The sequence below is a fragment of the Ensifer sp. GW821-FHT05G01 genome, assembly GCF_059419585.1.
The window spans coordinates 240,259-255,653 of record NZ_JBWKSC010000006.1; the positions used below are offsets into that span (position 1 = coordinate 240,259).

The following is a 15,395-nucleotide window of genomic DNA, read 5'->3' on the forward strand; positions in this document are numbered from 1 at the left end:
TCGCAATGCCCACGAAATGGTCAAGTCGGGCGAAAAACTGTGGGTCGCGCAAACAGGCTCTGGCCTTCGGGGCCAAGCCTCGTCATGTACCGGCGAGACGATTCCGGAAACGGTAGGATATGGCCAAACTCTATTTCAGCTATGCCACGATGAATGCGGGCAAGAGCACGTTGCTGCTGCAGGCATCCTACAACTATCAGGAACGCGGCATGCGCGTCGTCATGCTGATCGCGGCATTCGACGACCGGGCGGGCACCGGACGCATCTCGTCGCGCATCGGTCTCGATGCGGACGCCATCCCCTTCCATGGCGGCGACGATCTCTACGCGTTGATTGAAAAGCTCAACACCGACGGCATGGGCAAGATTGCCTGCGTCTTCGTCGATGAAGCACAGTTCCTGGACGAAGAGCAGGTCTGGCAGCTGGCGCGGGTCGCCGACCGGATCGGTATCCCCGTCATGGCCTACGGGTTGCGCACCGATTTCCAGGGCAAACTCTTTCCGGGCTCGATGGCGCTTCTGGCCATTGCCGACGAACTGCGCGAAGTGCGCACGATCTGCGACTGCGGCCGCAAGGCGACGATGGTCGTCCGTCTCGATGGGCACGGCAACGTCGTTCGCGAGGGCGCACAGGTCGAGGTCGGCGGCAACGAGAAATATGTCTCCTATTGCCGGCGCCACTGGGAAGACAAGATGCGTTGCGACCCCGCCTGACGCCTGAAACCGGATTCGTTTCACGGCCTCATGTCCGGCGTTTGGAGTGTTGCGGCATTCCTTGGGCGCACTTGGCTGCGGTGCGGCTGCATGGCGCCTTGAAAGCTGCGCAGTCGGGGTGTCATGCTGATCCGGTTTCTCCTCGATGAGGTTCGCAATGCTGCGTCTGCTTCCGTCTCTTTTCATCTGCCTCTGTCTCGGGGCGACGCCCGGCCATGCCGGCGGCGACGCCAAGGCGGGGGCTGCCGTTTTCCGCAAATGCGGGGCCTGCCACACGGCTACCGAACCCAACAATCGTGTTGGTCCGAGCCTTATGGGCGTCATCGGCCGTCCGGCCGCGTCTGTCGCCGACTACAGCTATTCGGAAGCTATGAAAGCTTTCGGTTCACAGGGGCATGTCTGGGACGAGGCGACGCTGAGCGAGTATCTGCTCAGCCCGAAGGCGATGGTGGGCGGCACAAAGATGAGCTTTGTTGGCCTTAAGAAGCCTCAGGATATTGCCGACGTCATTGCCTATCTCAGGGATCCGGCGGCCGCCAGGTAGGCAATGCCTTCGATATCTCAAGCACTTCGGCGGGACGGTTGACCAAAAAAGCCGGCCGGCTAGACTTGTTCTCTTTCGATAAACACCCTTTATATAACTGCAATCGAAGGCTGAATAATTTGGCCCGTATGGCATTTGTTGCCTCGATCGATCCAGGGGGATGATATGGCTTCGCTTCAGAATTTTGACGCGGAAATCGAGAAGACGAAAAGCGTTGTCGAGCAGATGCGCGGCAAGCTCGAACAATCAGGCGTCGTGCTGGAGCAATTTGCCAAGTCGGAGACCAAGCTCGGCGACGTCAATTTCGATATCGAGAACGCCCGCATTCAGGACGTGATCAACCAGCAGAAGGTGATGGAGGCCAACATCGCTGACCTGATCATCGGGCTGGAAGATGCGACGAACATCTTCGGTACCGAGTTCGAGAGCATGAAGAACTATACCGGCTACGAGAAGTTCATCGGTATCTTCTCCAAGCAGAAGATGCAGCGTTTGCGCACCGACCGGGTGCGCAACATGTCGCTTGCCGGCAACCTGCAGGAGTTGCTGTCGAAGTCCGACACCATCGTCGGCATCCTCAAGGACCAGAAGTCGATCCTCGACCAGCGTTACAAGACCTCCGAGCAGAGCCTGATCCAGGTGATCGAGCGCCGCAAGGGCACCATGGCCAATCTGGAAACGGTGCAGAAGCGCATCGAGGAATTGAACCCGCTGCTGCTCGACATCGAAAACCGCATTGCCGCATCGACCGAACAGAAGGTGCGCACCGAGCTTGAAGGCGAACGCTCGGCACTGGCGACGGAATACAACGAGAAGCAGGCCAAGGAGCAGGAGCTTCTGGCCGAAAGCCAGACGCTTGAGCGCTACACCTCGATGTTCCAGACTTTCGTCGATTCGCTCAACAACCAGATCGCGGCTCAGAACACCCTCATCAACAAGCTGACGATCGATACCGAGCAACGCATCGTGCTCTACAAGGCGCTGGAAGATTCGTTGAAGACCGCGGCACAGCAGGATGTCGCCCACAAGATCAACACGCTCGGAAGCCAGGTCGACACGGCCGCTGAAGAGACGATGGCCGGCATCGGTGCTGCCGCCCAGCGCCATATCGGCGACCTCCTGGAAATGCATGAGAAGAACATGCTGTCGACGCAGGACATCCAGCGCCGCAAGAAGCTGGCCGACGACGCCTTTGCCCGGCGCTTCCAGGCGGTCATGGACAAGCACAACACTGCCAACTACGTGAAGCAGTGATCGGCGCGAGCACATGGGCATGCGCATGAAACGGTTCGACTTTGCCTTGCGCTACACGCCAGGGGGAACGGCATGAAAATTGCCGCATCTCCCGCCGTTGCGCAGTATTTTGCCTCGATCCATTCGGCGCTGGCCGGGCTAGAGCTGTTTCTTGGCGACCGCAATTCGCCGCTCTATCGCAACACCGTGGTCGGCGAGGTGATCGTTCCATATCTGGCCCGGCTGAAAGCTTCGATCGCCTGCTGGGAAAACCGCATCGGCTTCGTCGACCAGTTCAGGATTTCCCGGGCCGAGAGCGGCTTTCCGGTCTTCCAGAACGTGCTCGAACTCGAAAACGACCGCCAGACGGCGGCCAAGCGGCTTGCGGACATTCCGTCGGCTGATGCGCTGCGCGAGGAGATGGCCGATTTCATCCTGCGGCAGAAGGCGTTTCCCGAGGCGCTGCAAGCGCGCATGGCGGAGCGCCTCTATCTCGAGCAGATCGGCAAGGGCGAGATCTTTTCACCCTTCATCCTGCCGGAAACGATCCGCGTCGCCGTCAACCCGAAGACGATGCGGCCCTATTACGTGGTGAGCTGGGGCGCCTTCGACGGCACCCAGACCCTGCCGATGGTGTACATGGCGACGATCGAGGATTCCTCCGAGAAGATCGTCGAGATGCTGGTGACCGAAGACGGCAAGCTCAATCCGCAGGTCGAGATCCCGCTGCCGGTCGGCGGCCTGCTCAATCCGGAGCTTGCCAGCCGCTTCGATGATTTCGCCTCGAAGAACAGCACCTATTCGCTGACGCCGGTGACGATCGCCACCAACATGGACAAGGATTTTCCCGAGCTGCACCCCAAGCAGTTGCGGCGCATCGTGCTTGGCCCGTTCTATTCGGCCGGGATCACCGAGAACAATGCCAAGATCAACGAGATCCTGTCCAAGGTGCGCAAGCCGGAAAATGCCTGGCTCTTGACCTGGACCGTGCAGGAGGTGTTTTCCAAGGCCGAGCGCGCCGCCAAGCGCGGCTTCTGGTCGACGACGCCGGCGCAGGAAGAGTTCCACATCAACACCGACAATCTGGAGGCGACGCGCATGGGCGTCTCGTCCTACGAAAAGCACGCGCTGGTGCCGCACGATGCCTACCAGGCTCTTTATGCCGCGGGCGAAGCGGAGCAGGTCTTCGGCGACTACAAGGTGCATGTCATCTCCGGTAACCAGGTCGTGAGCGAGGTTTAAGCATGACACTCAATGCCGGGCTGACGACGCTGCACGAAGACGAGATCGCCAGGCACCTGGCAGTCGCGCAAGGGTTGGTGACCAAACTGGTGATCCTTGAGCGCGACGAGGGCCCGGCCGGCGCGCCGCTCGCCGGCACCGGACGGCGGTTCGTCTCGACGGTATCGACCGGTGGCCAACGCCGCACCCGCGAGGTCGAGCTTGGGCGCACGGTCCAGGCGGTGCGCCAGGGCGACCCGATGCTGTCGCCGGCACAGCACGCAGTTCTCTACCGCGCCCGCCGCGGCATCCAGGTCGCGCTCGCCGTTGCCGACGTCTTCTCGCGCCAGACGAGCCTCGAGCAGTTGCAGGCCCGCAACTTGACCGCGCCGCTTGCCGGAGAGGACGCCAACCAGTTCAAGGCGCTGCTGAACGCCTCTGCCTATATCTCGGCCTTCACCCTTGCCGCCTATCTCGGCGCGACCCTCTCGGGAGAAGGCGAGCCGGTCGATGATGCGGTCGAGCCGGACTTCCTGTTCGACACGCCGCAGGACGCCTTGAAGGCGATGATCGCCGCACTCGACCGCAGCATTGCAGGGGCGGCCGACGATCTGGCGCTGACGGCGCGGGCGCGCGCGTTTTCACGCGTCGCCATCGAAGGGCTGATTGCGCGCAAGGGCCGCTTCACCGGGTTACAGAGTTTCGAGACCGTGCATATCCGCCTCGACCAGGACGATTTCACGCTCAACGGTTTCGACGTCGCGCCCGGCCAGAAGCGCAAGCCGCTGGTGATGACCTTCAAGAGGCCGGAAGAAATCATCGGCAACCACATCGCCAAGTATCAGGCGCTGAAGCTCGCCAAGATGCTGATGGCCTATGACTTCGACCGGCAGATGAACCCGTTCGTCGAGCTCGGCGGTTTCCTCTTCACCTTCATCGGTGACGGCATGCCCGGCACCGGCAAGACGATCCTGATCCAGATGCTCGCCGGCATGCTCAACGAATATTGCGAGATTGCCGGCTACGCCTTCCATTACGAAAACTTCGGCGTCGACCAGATCTCGTCCTATCAAGGCAAATCAGGCCAGAACTGCAAGGAATTCGTCAACAACGTCATCAACCCGCGCGCCATCGGCTTCGGCACCATCGACGACGTCGACCAGGTGGCGGCCAAGCGCTCCGACGACCGGGCATCGGCCGGCCAGCATGAGGTGACGGCGGTGCTGATGGAGAGCTTTGCCGGCGCCTCGACGGTGGTGCGCGGCAACTGCACCTTCGGCATGTTCTCCAACTACCCTGAGAATGTCGACGATGCGCTGAGGCAGCGCGCCGGCGCCCGCTGGCTGGTCGATGGGCCGCAGACGGAAGACGACTACATCGACATCTTCGCGCTGCTGGTCGGCAAGAACCACAAGATCCCGCTTGGCGAACACGCGCTGTTCGAAGGACAGGAGATCAAACGCGCCGTGTCGCAATCCTACGAGGCGCATTCGCGACCGCAGGAAGAGGGCCTCGTTTCCGTCTGGGAGCGATACCAGAAGGAGAAGGGGGCGCTCGCCACGCTTGCCGACGTCGGCGCCTATCTGCACATGATCAAGGAAGCGGAACCGCGCTTCACCGGCCGGGCGATCAAGAACATTACCGATGCGATCAAGCTCAGGGCGATGGATGTCGAATTGCCCGACGAATGGTTCAGGGACGCCGGCTCGTTCATGCACAAGGGCTATGACGAGAAGAAAGCGATGATCGAGGCGCTGCGCGGCCCGATCTCCATCGACATGGTGCTGCAGGAAATCAACCGCTACGCCGACAGCGAATTCCGCTACACCGACAAGTCCGACGATGCCGCCGTCACCGACATCATCCGCCGCGAGCGCCAGCGCGAAAAGGCGATCCGCGAGATCGAGGCGATGAAGCGCGACGGCCGGTGGCAGGGGTGATGGCTGAGGCAAGAGATGACGGCCTTGGCCTGCTTTTCGCACCGTGGTTGACCACGGCGTGCGACGTGGTCCCCTCTCCCCGCGTGCGGGGAGAGGGCTAGGGTGAGGGGCGGGCATGAGAGGAGCAAACGACAAAGCCACCAAACGTGCCCGTCTTCTGAGACGTGCGGACAACGAAGCCGAAGCAGTATTGTGGGCAGAACTCAGAGGTCGGCGCCTGAACGGCTACAAGTTCGTGCGGCAATATCCGATCGGCCGCTACTTTGCTGATTTTGCCTGTCGGGATCACCATCTCGTTGTCGAAGTGGATGGCAGTCAGCACGCGAATAGCAGTGGCGATTCAATTCGCGATATGTACATGGTCGCCAACGGATGGAGTGTCGCTCGCTTCTGGAATACGCAAATATTCAAGGAGCGCGACGCGGTTCTGGATACGATTGTTGCAGTGTTGGAGAAGCGGTTGACGGGTGCAGTGAGGACATTGGATTTGACGTTCATTCCCGCGGGCGAAAGCCATGATTGAGCGATGGCGATTTGCCCCTCACCCTAACCCTCTCCCCGCGAGCGGGGAGAGGGGACGCGGACGCCTGTCTGGCCCACTCAAAATCGATGGCTGTGCGCAGCGTTGCGGCGATGCCGCACGAGAGGTGCGGGCATGAAACGTCTGCTCGAAGCCGAGCTCATCTATGGACGGCTGCTCGATATTTCCGAGCCGCATCTGATTGCGCGCTACAACAAGGCGCTGCAGGGCTTTGGCCTGCGTCCCACAGCCTTGGAGCGCTTCAGCATCGACATGACCGGATTTTCGCCGGAGATTGCCGACGAGCTCGGTGACCGCGACTATCTCGACCCGAACCGGGTGAACCGCCGCTTTATCATCATGACGCCGGATCAGGCGGAGCTGCCGGTGGTGCATACGAGCTTTTCCAACACGGCGGCGTTGATGCACGAGTTCTTCAACGCCAACAGTCGCGCCATCAACGCGGTGACGATCAAGGATGCGCTCTACGGCGAGATCGAGGATTCGGTTTCGATCGTCGACGATATCGACGACCTCTTGTCGATCAATGAGGTTCGCTTCCGGGTGCTCTCAGCTGAGGACATGCTGGGCAAGGCGGCAGAACTGCGCGGTCTGGTCGACCGCCTGAAGAAGGTGCCCACCGCCTGGACGGACGACGAGATGCTCAACCGCATGGTCGAGCTGGCGAAGGTGACGGGCGATATCCGCCAGAATGCGCTGGTGCCCGATCAACTGGTTTTCCGCCACGACGCCTTCTGGGCCAATCATTTCGGCGGCGTCTATGTCTTCCTCGACGACAAGACGACCACTGTCATCTGCGACCCATCGGTTCCCGGCTTTCGCCGATCGCGGCCCTGGCAGGTGAGCTACATCGCCATCGACGATCACGCCCGCATTTACGATTTCCTCGCCTCGACCAAGCGGCTGCAACTGCCGCAGGCGTCCTGGGTCGAGGAATCAGGGCTCTACCAGCATCGGGCCGACATGGTGGTGCGCGGGCTCATCAACGACGCCGACCCGACGGCGGATCTGGCCGGCGCCGACCGGATCTGGCTGCAGACCTGGATGCACCGCAATGCCGCACTCGTTGCCCGGGACGGCGCCTATCCTTTCCTGCAGGAAATGCTGCGCACCGTGCAAACGACCGGCGGCATCCGGATGCAGGATGTCGCTCCGGCCAACCGCTTCATGCTGGTGAGGGCATCGCCCAGCCATCCCGATCAGTGGCTGGTCAATCGCCTGATCGCCCAGCTCGTTCCTCGCGATTTCGTCTCCCGCTTCGTCTTCGACAAGCAGGGGTTTTATGACGCCTACGAGCGTTACAGCGAAAAGTTCAGGGAATATGTTGTGGCGACACTGACCGGGACATATCTCAAAGACAAGGCGGCCTTCCGCCGCAAGCTTTACGGCCTCAGAGAGGAATAGGACATGTTTGATCCGATCGTCGCGTTTTTCCAGCGTGTCTTTACCGCGATCGGCCGCGGCATCGGCCTGGCCGTTGCGTGGCTGCTGTGGCCGTTCGTGGCACTTGGAAACTGGTATCGCCAGCGCAGCTGGATCATCAAGGGACCGATCGGCATCATCCTGCTCGGCCTGATCTTCTTCTATGGCTACTTCGTCTGGCAGACCCAGGCCTGGACGAACTTCAACCCTGACTACATCGACCGTTACAAGCTCGCCGAGCGCAAGGTGCCGGCCGGTTCGCCTGTGAGCGGACCGGGGGCGACGACAGGGCAGACGACGACAGGCGCAGCTGCAGCCAACCAGGCGGCAGTCGCCACGCCGCCGGCCGAAGTGACGCCCGAGGCGCTCGCCGCCGTCCAGCTGCCGGCCGGAACCCAGTGCCAGACCTCGGCGATCGTCGATGTCACGGCCGACCTCATTGATTTCAACGTCAACGAGAATGCCTGGATCTCGTCGATGCTGCTCTACAAGACCGGCTTCTTCGGTCTCGACTGGGACGATACGCCCTGGCTCGACAACAAGGCATCGTTCCAGCGCGGCATCAACCAGGCGGTCCGCCGCACCTCGGTGGAGCTCGTCGATTCGCTCGGGCGCGTTCGCGGCACCTCCGGCATCAACAACGACCTGCAGCGCGCGCGCGGCAACATCCAGTTCGACGAGGAGACCTGGTACTTCGGTCTCAATCCGTTCGGCCCGAAGACGCCGACACCGAGCTTCTATCGCGCCGCCATGAAGGACATGCGCGCCTTCAACGCTTCGCTTGCCAAGTGCGACGCCGTCTTCGACGGCCGCGCCGATAACCTGGTCGAATTCCTCGACCGCATCGCCAACGACCTCGGCAACACCTCGGCGATCATTCGCGAGCGCTCGGAAAACCACAATGGCGGCTGGTTCGACACGCGCGCCGACGACCGCTTCTGGTTCGCCTACGGCCAGCTCTATGGCTATTACGGCATCCTTTCGGCTGCCGGTGCCGACTTCGAGAACGTGGTTGCCCAGCGCGGCTTGACGCCGATCTGGACGGAAACGATCAAGCAGCTGCGCTCGGCGCTTCGCATTCAGCCGCTGATCATCTCCAACGGCGAGGAGGCCGGCTGGATCATGCCGACGCATCTGGCGACCATGGGCTTCTATATCCTGCGGGTGCGCTCCAACATCGTCGAAATGCGCGACATTCTTGCACGCTGAATTTCATGCCTGAAGGCGGCGGCTCCGACCCGGAGCCGCTGGAAACAAGCTTCATCCCATGAAGGGGTGCGGCAAAAGAAGAAATGCAGCTTGGAGGGAGGGGAAAACCCATGGCGGAGGTCAAGTCCGATATCGAAATCGCGCGCGCCGCGAAGAAGAAGCCGATCCTCGAGGTCGGCGCAAAGCTCGGCATTCCGTCGGAGCATCTGCTGCCCTACGGGCATGACAAGGCGAAAATCAGCGCCGATTTCATTGCAGCCCAGAAGGACCGCAAGAACGGCCACCTGATCCTGGTGACGGCAATCAACCCGACGCCGGCAGGCGAAGGCAAGACGACGACGACCGTCGGTCTCGGCGACGGGCTCAACCGCATCGGCAAGAAGGCGGTCGTGTGCATCCGCGAGGCGTCGCTCGGCCCCTGCTTTGGCGTCAAGGGCGGGGCGGCCGGTGGCGGCTACGCCCAGGTGGTGCCGATGGAGGACATGAACCTCCATTTCACTGGCGATTTCCACGCCATCACCTCCGCCCATAACCTGCTTGCGGCGCTGCTGGACAACCACATCTACTGGGGCAATGAGCAGAACATCGACATCAGGCGCATCACTTGGCGACGGGTGATGGACATGAACGACCGGGCGCTGCGCAGCATCGTCGGTTCGCTCGGCGGCGTCGCCAACGGCTACCCGCGCGAGACCGGCTTCGACATCACCGTCGCCTCCGAGGTCATGGCGATCCTCTGCCTCTCGACGGATCTGAAGGATCTGGAAAAGCGCCTGGGGAATATCATCATTGGTTACCGGCGCGACAAGAGCCCGGTCTTTGCCCGCGACATCAAGGCGGATGGCGCAATGACGGTGCTCTTGAAGGATGCGATGCAGCCGAACCTAGTGCAGACGCTGGAGAACAACCCGGCCTTCGTGCATGGCGGCCCGTTCGCCAACATCGCCCATGGCTGCAACTCGGTGATCGCGACCACGACGGCGCTCAAGCTTGCGGATTACGTGGTGACCGAAGCCGGTTTCGGCGCCGATCTCGGGGCGGAAAAATTCTTCGACATCAAGTGCCGCAAGGCGGGGCTGAAGCCCGACGCCGCTGTCATCGTCGCCACTGTGCGCGCGATCAAGATGAATGGTGGGGTCAAGAAGGACGATCTCGGCAAGGAAAACCTGGAGGCGCTGCGCAAGGGTTGCGCCAATCTTGGCCGCCACGTGCAGAACGTGAAAAAATTCGGTGTGCCGGCAATCGTGGCGATCAACCACTTCACCTCCGACACCGAGGCCGAGGTGCAGGCAATCAAGGATTATGTCGCAACGCTCGGTGCCGAGGCCGTGCTCTGCCGCCACTGGGCCGAAGGCTCAGCCGGCATCGAGGAACTGGCACGCAAGGTGGCCGAGCTTGCCGAGGGCGGCCACTCGCAGTTTTCGCCGCTCTATCCCGACGAGATGTCGCTGTTCCACAAGATCGAGACGATCGCCAAGGACATCTACCATGCCAGCGAAGTGATCGCCGACAAGTCGGTGCGCGACCAATTGCGCACCTGGGAGGACCAGGGTTATGGCCACCTGCCGATCTGCATGGCCAAGACGCAATATTCGTTCTCGACCGACCCCAACCTGCGCGGGGCGCCGACCGGACACGCGGTTCCTATCCGCGAAGTCCGGCTTGCTGCAGGAGCGGGTTTCGTCGTCGTCATCACCGGCGAGATCATGACCATGCCCGGCCTGCCGAAGGTGCCGTCGTCGGAGAAGATTTATCTCAACCAACAGGGCTACATCGAAGGGCTGTTCTAGAGCGTTTCCGATTTAGACGGAAACACAGAAACGCTCTATGTCTCTGTTTTTACGCATTTCCTGACGGAAAACCGCTCCGCACTTTTCCTGGAAATGCTTTAGCCGATCGCAAGGATCGACAACGCCTCAAAACGAAATCGATTTGAGGCGTTGTCGGCTGACGTTACAGCTCCGCACCTTCCATTTCATGCACAGCCTCAGCTGAGGCTGATGAAGTCTGCCTTGCCGACCGGAACACCCTTGTGGCGCAGGATGTCGTAGGCCGTGGTCAGATGGAAATAGAAGTTCGACAGCACGAACTTCAGCAGATAGTCCTCGCCGGAGAGCGTCATCTTCAGCTTGGTGAAGTTGAGTGTGACCTCGCGGGTCTCGCTGCCGTCGAGGTCGGCCGGCCGGACCGTTTCGAGGAACGCCACCGACTTGCCGATGCGCTCGCGCAGATCCGCAAACGTCTTCTCTTCGTCAGGAAAGCTCGGCACTTGGAGATAGGTCAGCCGGGCGATGGTGCCCTTCGACGTGTCGCTGGCGCGCTGGACCTGGCCGGAGAGCGGCAGCATGTCGGCGGTGAGCCGGGCGTTGACGAGGTCGTCGAGCGAAAGGCCCGTTTCGCCGGCATGGGTCTCGGCCTTGTCGAGCAATTTGCTGAGGACAGCGAAGCCATGGACGAAGGTGGGAACGGAGAGCCGGTACATCGTGAGTGCCATGGTGGTTCCTCGGGCGTTGGGGGATTGCGATCTGCCTGGACTGCTATCTGGGAAAGGAAACCGGATCCGACAAGGCGCCGGCGTTGCCTTTGTGGGCCTGGGTGTGCTGCGGAATGTTCATGAGAGGGCGCCAAACGTTCAGACTATTGTGGAGGGCGGCGTCGCCGTGCTCATCTCTTCAGGTGACCTGCCATCCAAGACGTCCTCAGCCGAATGGAAAAGCCGCCCATGACCCCGCTCAACCTCGAAGCCTATCTTCACGCCCATATTCCGCTGTCCGCGGCGATGCAGGTTCATGTCGAAGAGGTAACGGACGAGCACGTGCGCCTCTCGGCACCGCTGGCTCCGAACATTAATCATCGCGAGACGGTGTTCGGTGGCAGCGCCTCGGCGCTGTCGATCCTGTCCGCCTGGTCGCTGCTGCATGTTCGGCTGACCCGCGCCGGCGTTCCGGCACGCCTGGTGATCCAGAGCAACCGCATGGAGTATCTGAAGCCGGTGGCCGGTCCATTTGCGGCTTGCGCGACCCTTGCAGACATCGGGCAATGGCCGGATTTCCTGCGCGTGTTTCATCGTCGGGGCAAGGCACGCATCGTCGTTGCTGCGGAATTGCTCGATGGTGACGAGCTTGCCGGGCGTTTCGAGGGCGAGTTCGTCGCCCTCGGACACGGAAAGAGTTAGCGGCAGTAGCGGTATTCGTTCCTGCGTTCGATCACGTCGAGATGCAGGTGCGTTTCGTGCGCTGCGTCGCTGCCGGGATCGAGCACGGTCTTGAAATAGAGGCAGGCCGATGCGGTGATCGCCCGCTGAAAGGCGCCGGTCATGGTGCCGTCCTCGTCGCGCGGCTGGATCTCGATTGTCTTGCCGTCGCTTAAGGTGAAGGACGCGATGTCGACGGCGTTGCCATGGGCATGTTCGGAGATCTTGCCGGTCTTCGCATTGTTGCGCAGGCGGCAAATGTAGGTGGAGGCCTGGTTCAGCGTCTTGACCGTCGTGCCCTTGGCAAAGGCCACGTCAGACGCCGGCTGCACTGCTTCCTTTGTCCAGCGCGCAAGCGCCAGAGCCGCCTCGCAGCGCATCAGCCCTTTCGGTGCCAACTTGACGTCGGGCAAGACGCTGGTGACGTCGAGCGGCTTGTCGATGCCGCAGCCCTTGCCATCGTCGACCCGCTTGGCCTCGGTGAAGACCGCGCCCAGTGCCTTCAGCTCCGACAGGCATTTGGCGTAATCGGCCGGGTTCTCCTTTTCGACCGGCGGATAGGTGACTGGTGGTGCGTCCACCTTGTCGTCGGCCGGCTTGTCCTGGTTCTTTTGTTCGCCGGCAGTATCGCCCTTCTTTTCATCACCTCCCTTGTCGTCAGCCTTCTCGGTGTCCGTGCCTTCTGACGGCTTCGGCTCAGGTGTGGGAGTTTGGCTGTCCTGCTCTTCTTCTGGCGGCGGTTGGTTCTTGTTTGCCTCACCATCCTTTGGCGGCGTTTCAGGCTTTTTTTCAGGCGCTGGAATGGGCGCTTCGGCCTGAGTGCCCGTCGGCGGTTTTTCGGAAGGAAGAGGTCCGGATTTAGGAAGGCTCGCGCCGGTGAGGAGTAATGTCGACAGGAAAATCAGAGGGATATGGCAACGCATGCGTATCCTTTCACGGGGTCCGGAGCGGTAGCCCAAGAGGGGGAGGAACGCATGGGAGGCGATCTGGTTTCATCGGCCTTGCCCAAAGAGCGTTGCAGTTCGGCAACGCCCCGAATTGGGACGATCCCATAAATTGTGGGGGAAGCGTTTCTATGTTGACAACAATAGTCATGTTTTTTATGCGGCATAAATGAGGCGACGCAATGTCGCAACGCTTTCGACCCCACGCCCAGCCAGCCCCTTGAGTTCGCCGCTCAACAGCAAGCCCGGCCCATGATTTCAAAGGATTGGTCCATGCTTAACCGGCACCGTCGCCTGGCACTTCTGGCTTGCACGACTACACTTGCTCTTTCCGCTGCAACGGCTGCCTTCGCGCAGACCGCGACGACCGAACAGAAGGCAAACGAGCAGACGGCTGAAGCTGCAAAGAAGGGTGAAACCTTCCTGTCGCCGATCGTCGTCAAGGGCGCACGCACCAGTGACCCCTATGCGAAGGCCGGCCCGGTCAGCGTGGTGACGACCGACCAGATCGACCTTCAGTCCGGGCTTGAAACCGACGACCTCTTGCGCGGCGTTCCTGGCACATCGACGGCGAACAACCCGCAGAACCCGGGCGTGGCCGTCAACATCCGTGGCTTCGAAGGTTCCGGCCGCGTCAACATGATGATCGACGGCGTGCGCCAGAATTTCCGCTTCACCGGCCATGAAGCGCAGGGCTTTGCCTATTTCGATCCGGCGTTCCTGTCTGAGATCGACGTGACCCGTGGCGCGGTCAACGGTGTTGGCGGTGGTGCGCTGGCCGGTTCGGTCAACTTCAGGACCTATGACGTCGAAGATCTGATCCAGGACGGCAAGAACTATGGCGGCATCGCCTCGGCCACCTACGGCACCAACGGTGCCGGCTGGTCGGAGTCGCTGATCGGCGCCTATCGATTCAACGACGTGTTCTCGGTATTGGGCGGCATCAGCAAGGCCGATCCGGGCAACTACGACAACGGCAACGGCGTTAAGGTTCCCTACACCGAGGAGGACCTGCTGTCGGGCATGCTGAAGTTCGAAGTGACGCCGGACAAGGATCATACCTTCAAGTTCAGCGGCATCACCTATGACAACGACTTCTTCGCCAACTCCTACTTCCAGAACGTGAACAACCAGACGCTGGCGGCAAGCTATTCCTACACGCCGGACAACGAGCTCATCGACTTCCGCGCCAATGCCTACTGGAACCGGCTGAAGATGAAGTACGACGCCGATGTGAACGGTGCCGGTACTGCCGCAGGTCGCCGCATCACCGATACCGGCAAGGGCTTCGATGTCTCCAACACCTCGCTGTTCGATCTCGGCGAAGTGGCGGTCCGGGCCAATTACGGCGTCGAGTATTTCCGCGACGATTACGACGTCATCAACAGCACGGCGCGGCCGGGCGCTGGCGTCAACGGCAGCGGCACCAATGCCACGACGGGCGTCTTCAGCAATACGACCTTCACCTACGGCATCGTCGATCTGACGGCCGGCCTGCGGTGGGACCACTACAGCCTCGACGGTTCGGGCGCGGTCGTCGCCGGCAACCCGATCGGTCTTCCGGCTGGTCCCTACACGGTTGACAAGTCCGACGGCCGCCTCAACCCCAGCATCACGCTGGCACTCAACCCGACCGACTGGTTCCAGCCCTACGTGACCTACGCCGAGACCTCGCGCTCGCCGACCGTCAACGAAACCTTTGCCGGTGGCACGCATCCGGGTCCGAGCGGCCAGTCCTTCTTCCCCAATCCTTTCCTGGAGCCTGAAACCTCCAAGGGGTGGGAAGTCGGCGCCAATTTCTCCTTCGACGGCTTGCTCGATTCCAGCGACAGCCTGCGGGTGAAGGCCAACTACTTCCACAACAGGATCGACAACTACATCACTGCAGTCCTGCTCAATGGCGGCCGTCAGATCTTCTTCGCCAACAACCCGGGCACCTCGACGGTTCAGGGCTTCGAACTGCAGGCGGCCTATGATGCAGGCTTCGTGTTCGGCGACCTTGCCTATACCTACACCGACAGCAAGCTGCCGTCGCAGGTCAACGGGTTCGGCGTGCAGAGCTATCTGCCGGACAACATCGTCAGCGCCACGCTCGGTGCCCGCTTCCTCGAAGACCAGCGCCTGACGGTCGGAACGCGCTTCTACGCCGTATCGAGCGCCGACGTTGGCGCGATCAACCGCACACCGCCGACCGTTCCGGGTTACGGCCTGGTCGATATGTTCGCGAACTACAAGTTCGAGAATGGCTTCGAGGTGACGGGAACGGTGACGAACCTGTTCGACAAGACCTATACCCCATCGTCGAGCACCATTGCCGGCAGCACGATCGACACCGGTCGCGGCCGCACCTTCCTGGTCACTGCCAAGGCCAAGTTCTAAGCGATACCAGACGAACTCCAGTCGAAAAGGCGGTCCTTGTGGCCGCCTTTTCTTTT

The 15,395-nt window shown here is 61.3% G+C and carries 13 protein-coding genes; 11 read left to right on the forward strand and 2 right to left on the reverse strand.

Features of this window, described 5'->3' with window-relative positions; all coding sequences use genetic code 11:
- Nucleotides 1–119 precede the first annotated feature (119 nt).
- The 9 genes from AC07UR_RS16960 to AC07UR_RS17000 all read left to right on the forward strand — a co-directional run bounded on the left by AC07UR_RS16960 (nucleotide 120) and on the right by AC07UR_RS17000 (nucleotide 10,613).
- Complete coding sequence (locus AC07UR_RS16960; RefSeq protein WP_209790988.1) at nucleotides 120–713, forward strand: thymidine kinase; 594 nt, start codon at nucleotides 120–122, stop codon at nucleotides 711–713.
- 145 nt (nucleotides 714–858) lie between these two features.
- Nucleotides 859–1,257 (forward strand): c-type cytochrome, encoded by a 399-nt coding sequence (locus tag AC07UR_RS16965; protein WP_209790987.1) that lies wholly within the window; start codon nucleotides 859–861, stop codon nucleotides 1,255–1,257.
- Between the two features lie 165 nt (nucleotides 1,258–1,422).
- Complete coding sequence (locus AC07UR_RS16970; protein ID WP_173420850.1) at nucleotides 1,423–2,511, forward strand: coiled-coil domain-containing protein; 1,089 nt, start codon at nucleotides 1,423–1,425, stop codon at nucleotides 2,509–2,511.
- Nucleotides 2,512–2,583: 72 nt separating this feature from the next.
- On the forward strand, nucleotides 2,584–3,732 hold the full coding sequence (locus tag AC07UR_RS16975; protein ID WP_209790986.1) for a hypothetical protein: 1,149 nt from the start codon (nucleotides 2,584–2,586) through the stop codon (nucleotides 3,730–3,732).
- Between the two features lie 2 nt (nucleotides 3,733–3,734).
- Nucleotides 3,735–5,651: an AAA family ATPase gene (locus tag AC07UR_RS16980; RefSeq protein WP_209790985.1), complete on the forward strand. Its 1,917-nt coding sequence runs from the start codon at nucleotides 3,735–3,737 to the stop codon at nucleotides 5,649–5,651.
- A gap of 115 nt (nucleotides 5,652–5,766) precedes the next feature.
- Nucleotides 5,767–6,174, forward strand: coding sequence for an endonuclease domain-containing protein (locus tag AC07UR_RS16985; RefSeq protein WP_209790984.1), 408 nt, complete (start codon nucleotides 5,767–5,769; stop codon nucleotides 6,172–6,174).
- A gap of 132 nt (nucleotides 6,175–6,306) precedes the next feature.
- The gene (locus AC07UR_RS16990) at nucleotides 6,307–7,596 is read left to right on the forward strand and encodes a DUF6638 family protein (protein ID WP_209790983.1); all 1,290 of its coding nucleotides are present in this window, start codon (nucleotides 6,307–6,309) and stop codon (nucleotides 7,594–7,596) included.
- Nucleotides 7,597–7,599: 3 nt separating this feature from the next.
- Nucleotides 7,600–8,823 carry a DUF2333 family protein gene (locus AC07UR_RS16995; RefSeq protein WP_173420846.1) on the forward strand — a complete coding sequence of 408 codons (1,224 nt, stop codon included), beginning with the start codon at nucleotides 7,600–7,602 and terminating at the stop codon, nucleotides 8,821–8,823.
- A gap of 110 nt (nucleotides 8,824–8,933) precedes the next feature.
- Nucleotides 8,934–10,613, forward strand: coding sequence for a formate--tetrahydrofolate ligase (locus tag AC07UR_RS17000; protein WP_209790982.1), 1,680 nt, complete (start codon nucleotides 8,934–8,936; stop codon nucleotides 10,611–10,613).
- Nucleotides 10,614–10,810: 197 nt separating this feature from the next.
- Here AC07UR_RS17000 and AC07UR_RS17005 read toward each other — a convergent pair whose 3' ends face one another.
- Nucleotides 10,811–11,317: a DUF1993 domain-containing protein gene (locus AC07UR_RS17005; protein WP_209790981.1), complete on the reverse strand. Its 507-nt coding sequence runs from the start codon at nucleotides 11,315–11,317 to the stop codon at nucleotides 10,811–10,813.
- Nucleotides 11,318–11,545: 228 nt separating this feature from the next.
- Between AC07UR_RS17005 and AC07UR_RS17010 the strand changes: the two genes are divergently transcribed.
- A complete protein-coding gene (locus AC07UR_RS17010) occupies nucleotides 11,546–11,998 on the forward strand; it encodes a thioesterase domain-containing protein (RefSeq protein ID WP_209790980.1) in 453 nt (150 codons plus the stop codon).
- On the opposite strand, the gene AC07UR_RS17015 is transcribed toward AC07UR_RS17010, so the two are convergent.
- The gene (locus AC07UR_RS17015) at nucleotides 11,995–12,939 is read right to left on the reverse strand and encodes an extensin-like domain-containing protein (RefSeq protein WP_209790979.1); all 945 of its coding nucleotides are present in this window, start codon (nucleotides 12,937–12,939) and stop codon (nucleotides 11,995–11,997) included. The two genes, AC07UR_RS17010 and AC07UR_RS17015, sit on opposite strands and share 4 nt — an antisense overlap.
- Nucleotides 12,940–13,233: 294 nt before the next feature.
- Here AC07UR_RS17015 and AC07UR_RS17020 point away from each other — a divergent pair, with 294 nt between their 5' ends.
- Nucleotides 13,234–15,339, forward strand: coding sequence for a TonB-dependent receptor domain-containing protein (locus AC07UR_RS17020; protein WP_209790978.1), 2,106 nt, complete (start codon nucleotides 13,234–13,236; stop codon nucleotides 15,337–15,339).
- Nucleotides 15,340–15,395 lie beyond the last annotated feature (56 nt).

Bases quoted from the DNA above. Each gene is read 5' to 3' on its own strand.
- AC07UR_RS16960 (WP_209790988.1), top strand. From the start codon at position 120: ATGGCCAAACTCTATTTCAGCTATGCCACGATGAATGCGGGCAAGAGC.
- AC07UR_RS16965 (WP_209790987.1), top strand. From the start codon at position 859: ATGAGGTTCGCAATGCTGCGTCTGCTTCCGTCTCTTTTCATCTGCCTC.
- AC07UR_RS16970 (WP_173420850.1), top strand. From the start codon at position 1,423: ATGGCTTCGCTTCAGAATTTTGACGCGGAAATCGAGAAGACGAAAAGC.
- AC07UR_RS16975 (WP_209790986.1), top strand. From the start codon at position 2,584: ATGAAAATTGCCGCATCTCCCGCCGTTGCGCAGTATTTTGCCTCGATC.
- AC07UR_RS16980 (WP_209790985.1), top strand. From the start codon at position 3,735: ATGACACTCAATGCCGGGCTGACGACGCTGCACGAAGACGAGATCGCC.
- AC07UR_RS16985 (WP_209790984.1), top strand. From the start codon at position 5,767: ATGAGAGGAGCAAACGACAAAGCCACCAAACGTGCCCGTCTTCTGAGA.
- AC07UR_RS16990 (WP_209790983.1), top strand. From the start codon at position 6,307: ATGAAACGTCTGCTCGAAGCCGAGCTCATCTATGGACGGCTGCTCGAT.
- AC07UR_RS16995 (WP_173420846.1), top strand. From the start codon at position 7,600: ATGTTTGATCCGATCGTCGCGTTTTTCCAGCGTGTCTTTACCGCGATC.
- AC07UR_RS17000 (WP_209790982.1), top strand. From the start codon at position 8,934: ATGGCGGAGGTCAAGTCCGATATCGAAATCGCGCGCGCCGCGAAGAAG.
- AC07UR_RS17005 (WP_209790981.1), bottom strand. From the start codon at position 11,317: ATGGCACTCACGATGTACCGGCTCTCCGTTCCCACCTTCGTCCATGGC.
- AC07UR_RS17010 (WP_209790980.1), top strand. From the start codon at position 11,546: ATGACCCCGCTCAACCTCGAAGCCTATCTTCACGCCCATATTCCGCTG.
- AC07UR_RS17015 (WP_209790979.1), bottom strand. From the start codon at position 12,939: ATGCGTTGCCATATCCCTCTGATTTTCCTGTCGACATTACTCCTCACC.
- AC07UR_RS17020 (WP_209790978.1), top strand. From the start codon at position 13,234: ATGCTTAACCGGCACCGTCGCCTGGCACTTCTGGCTTGCACGACTACA.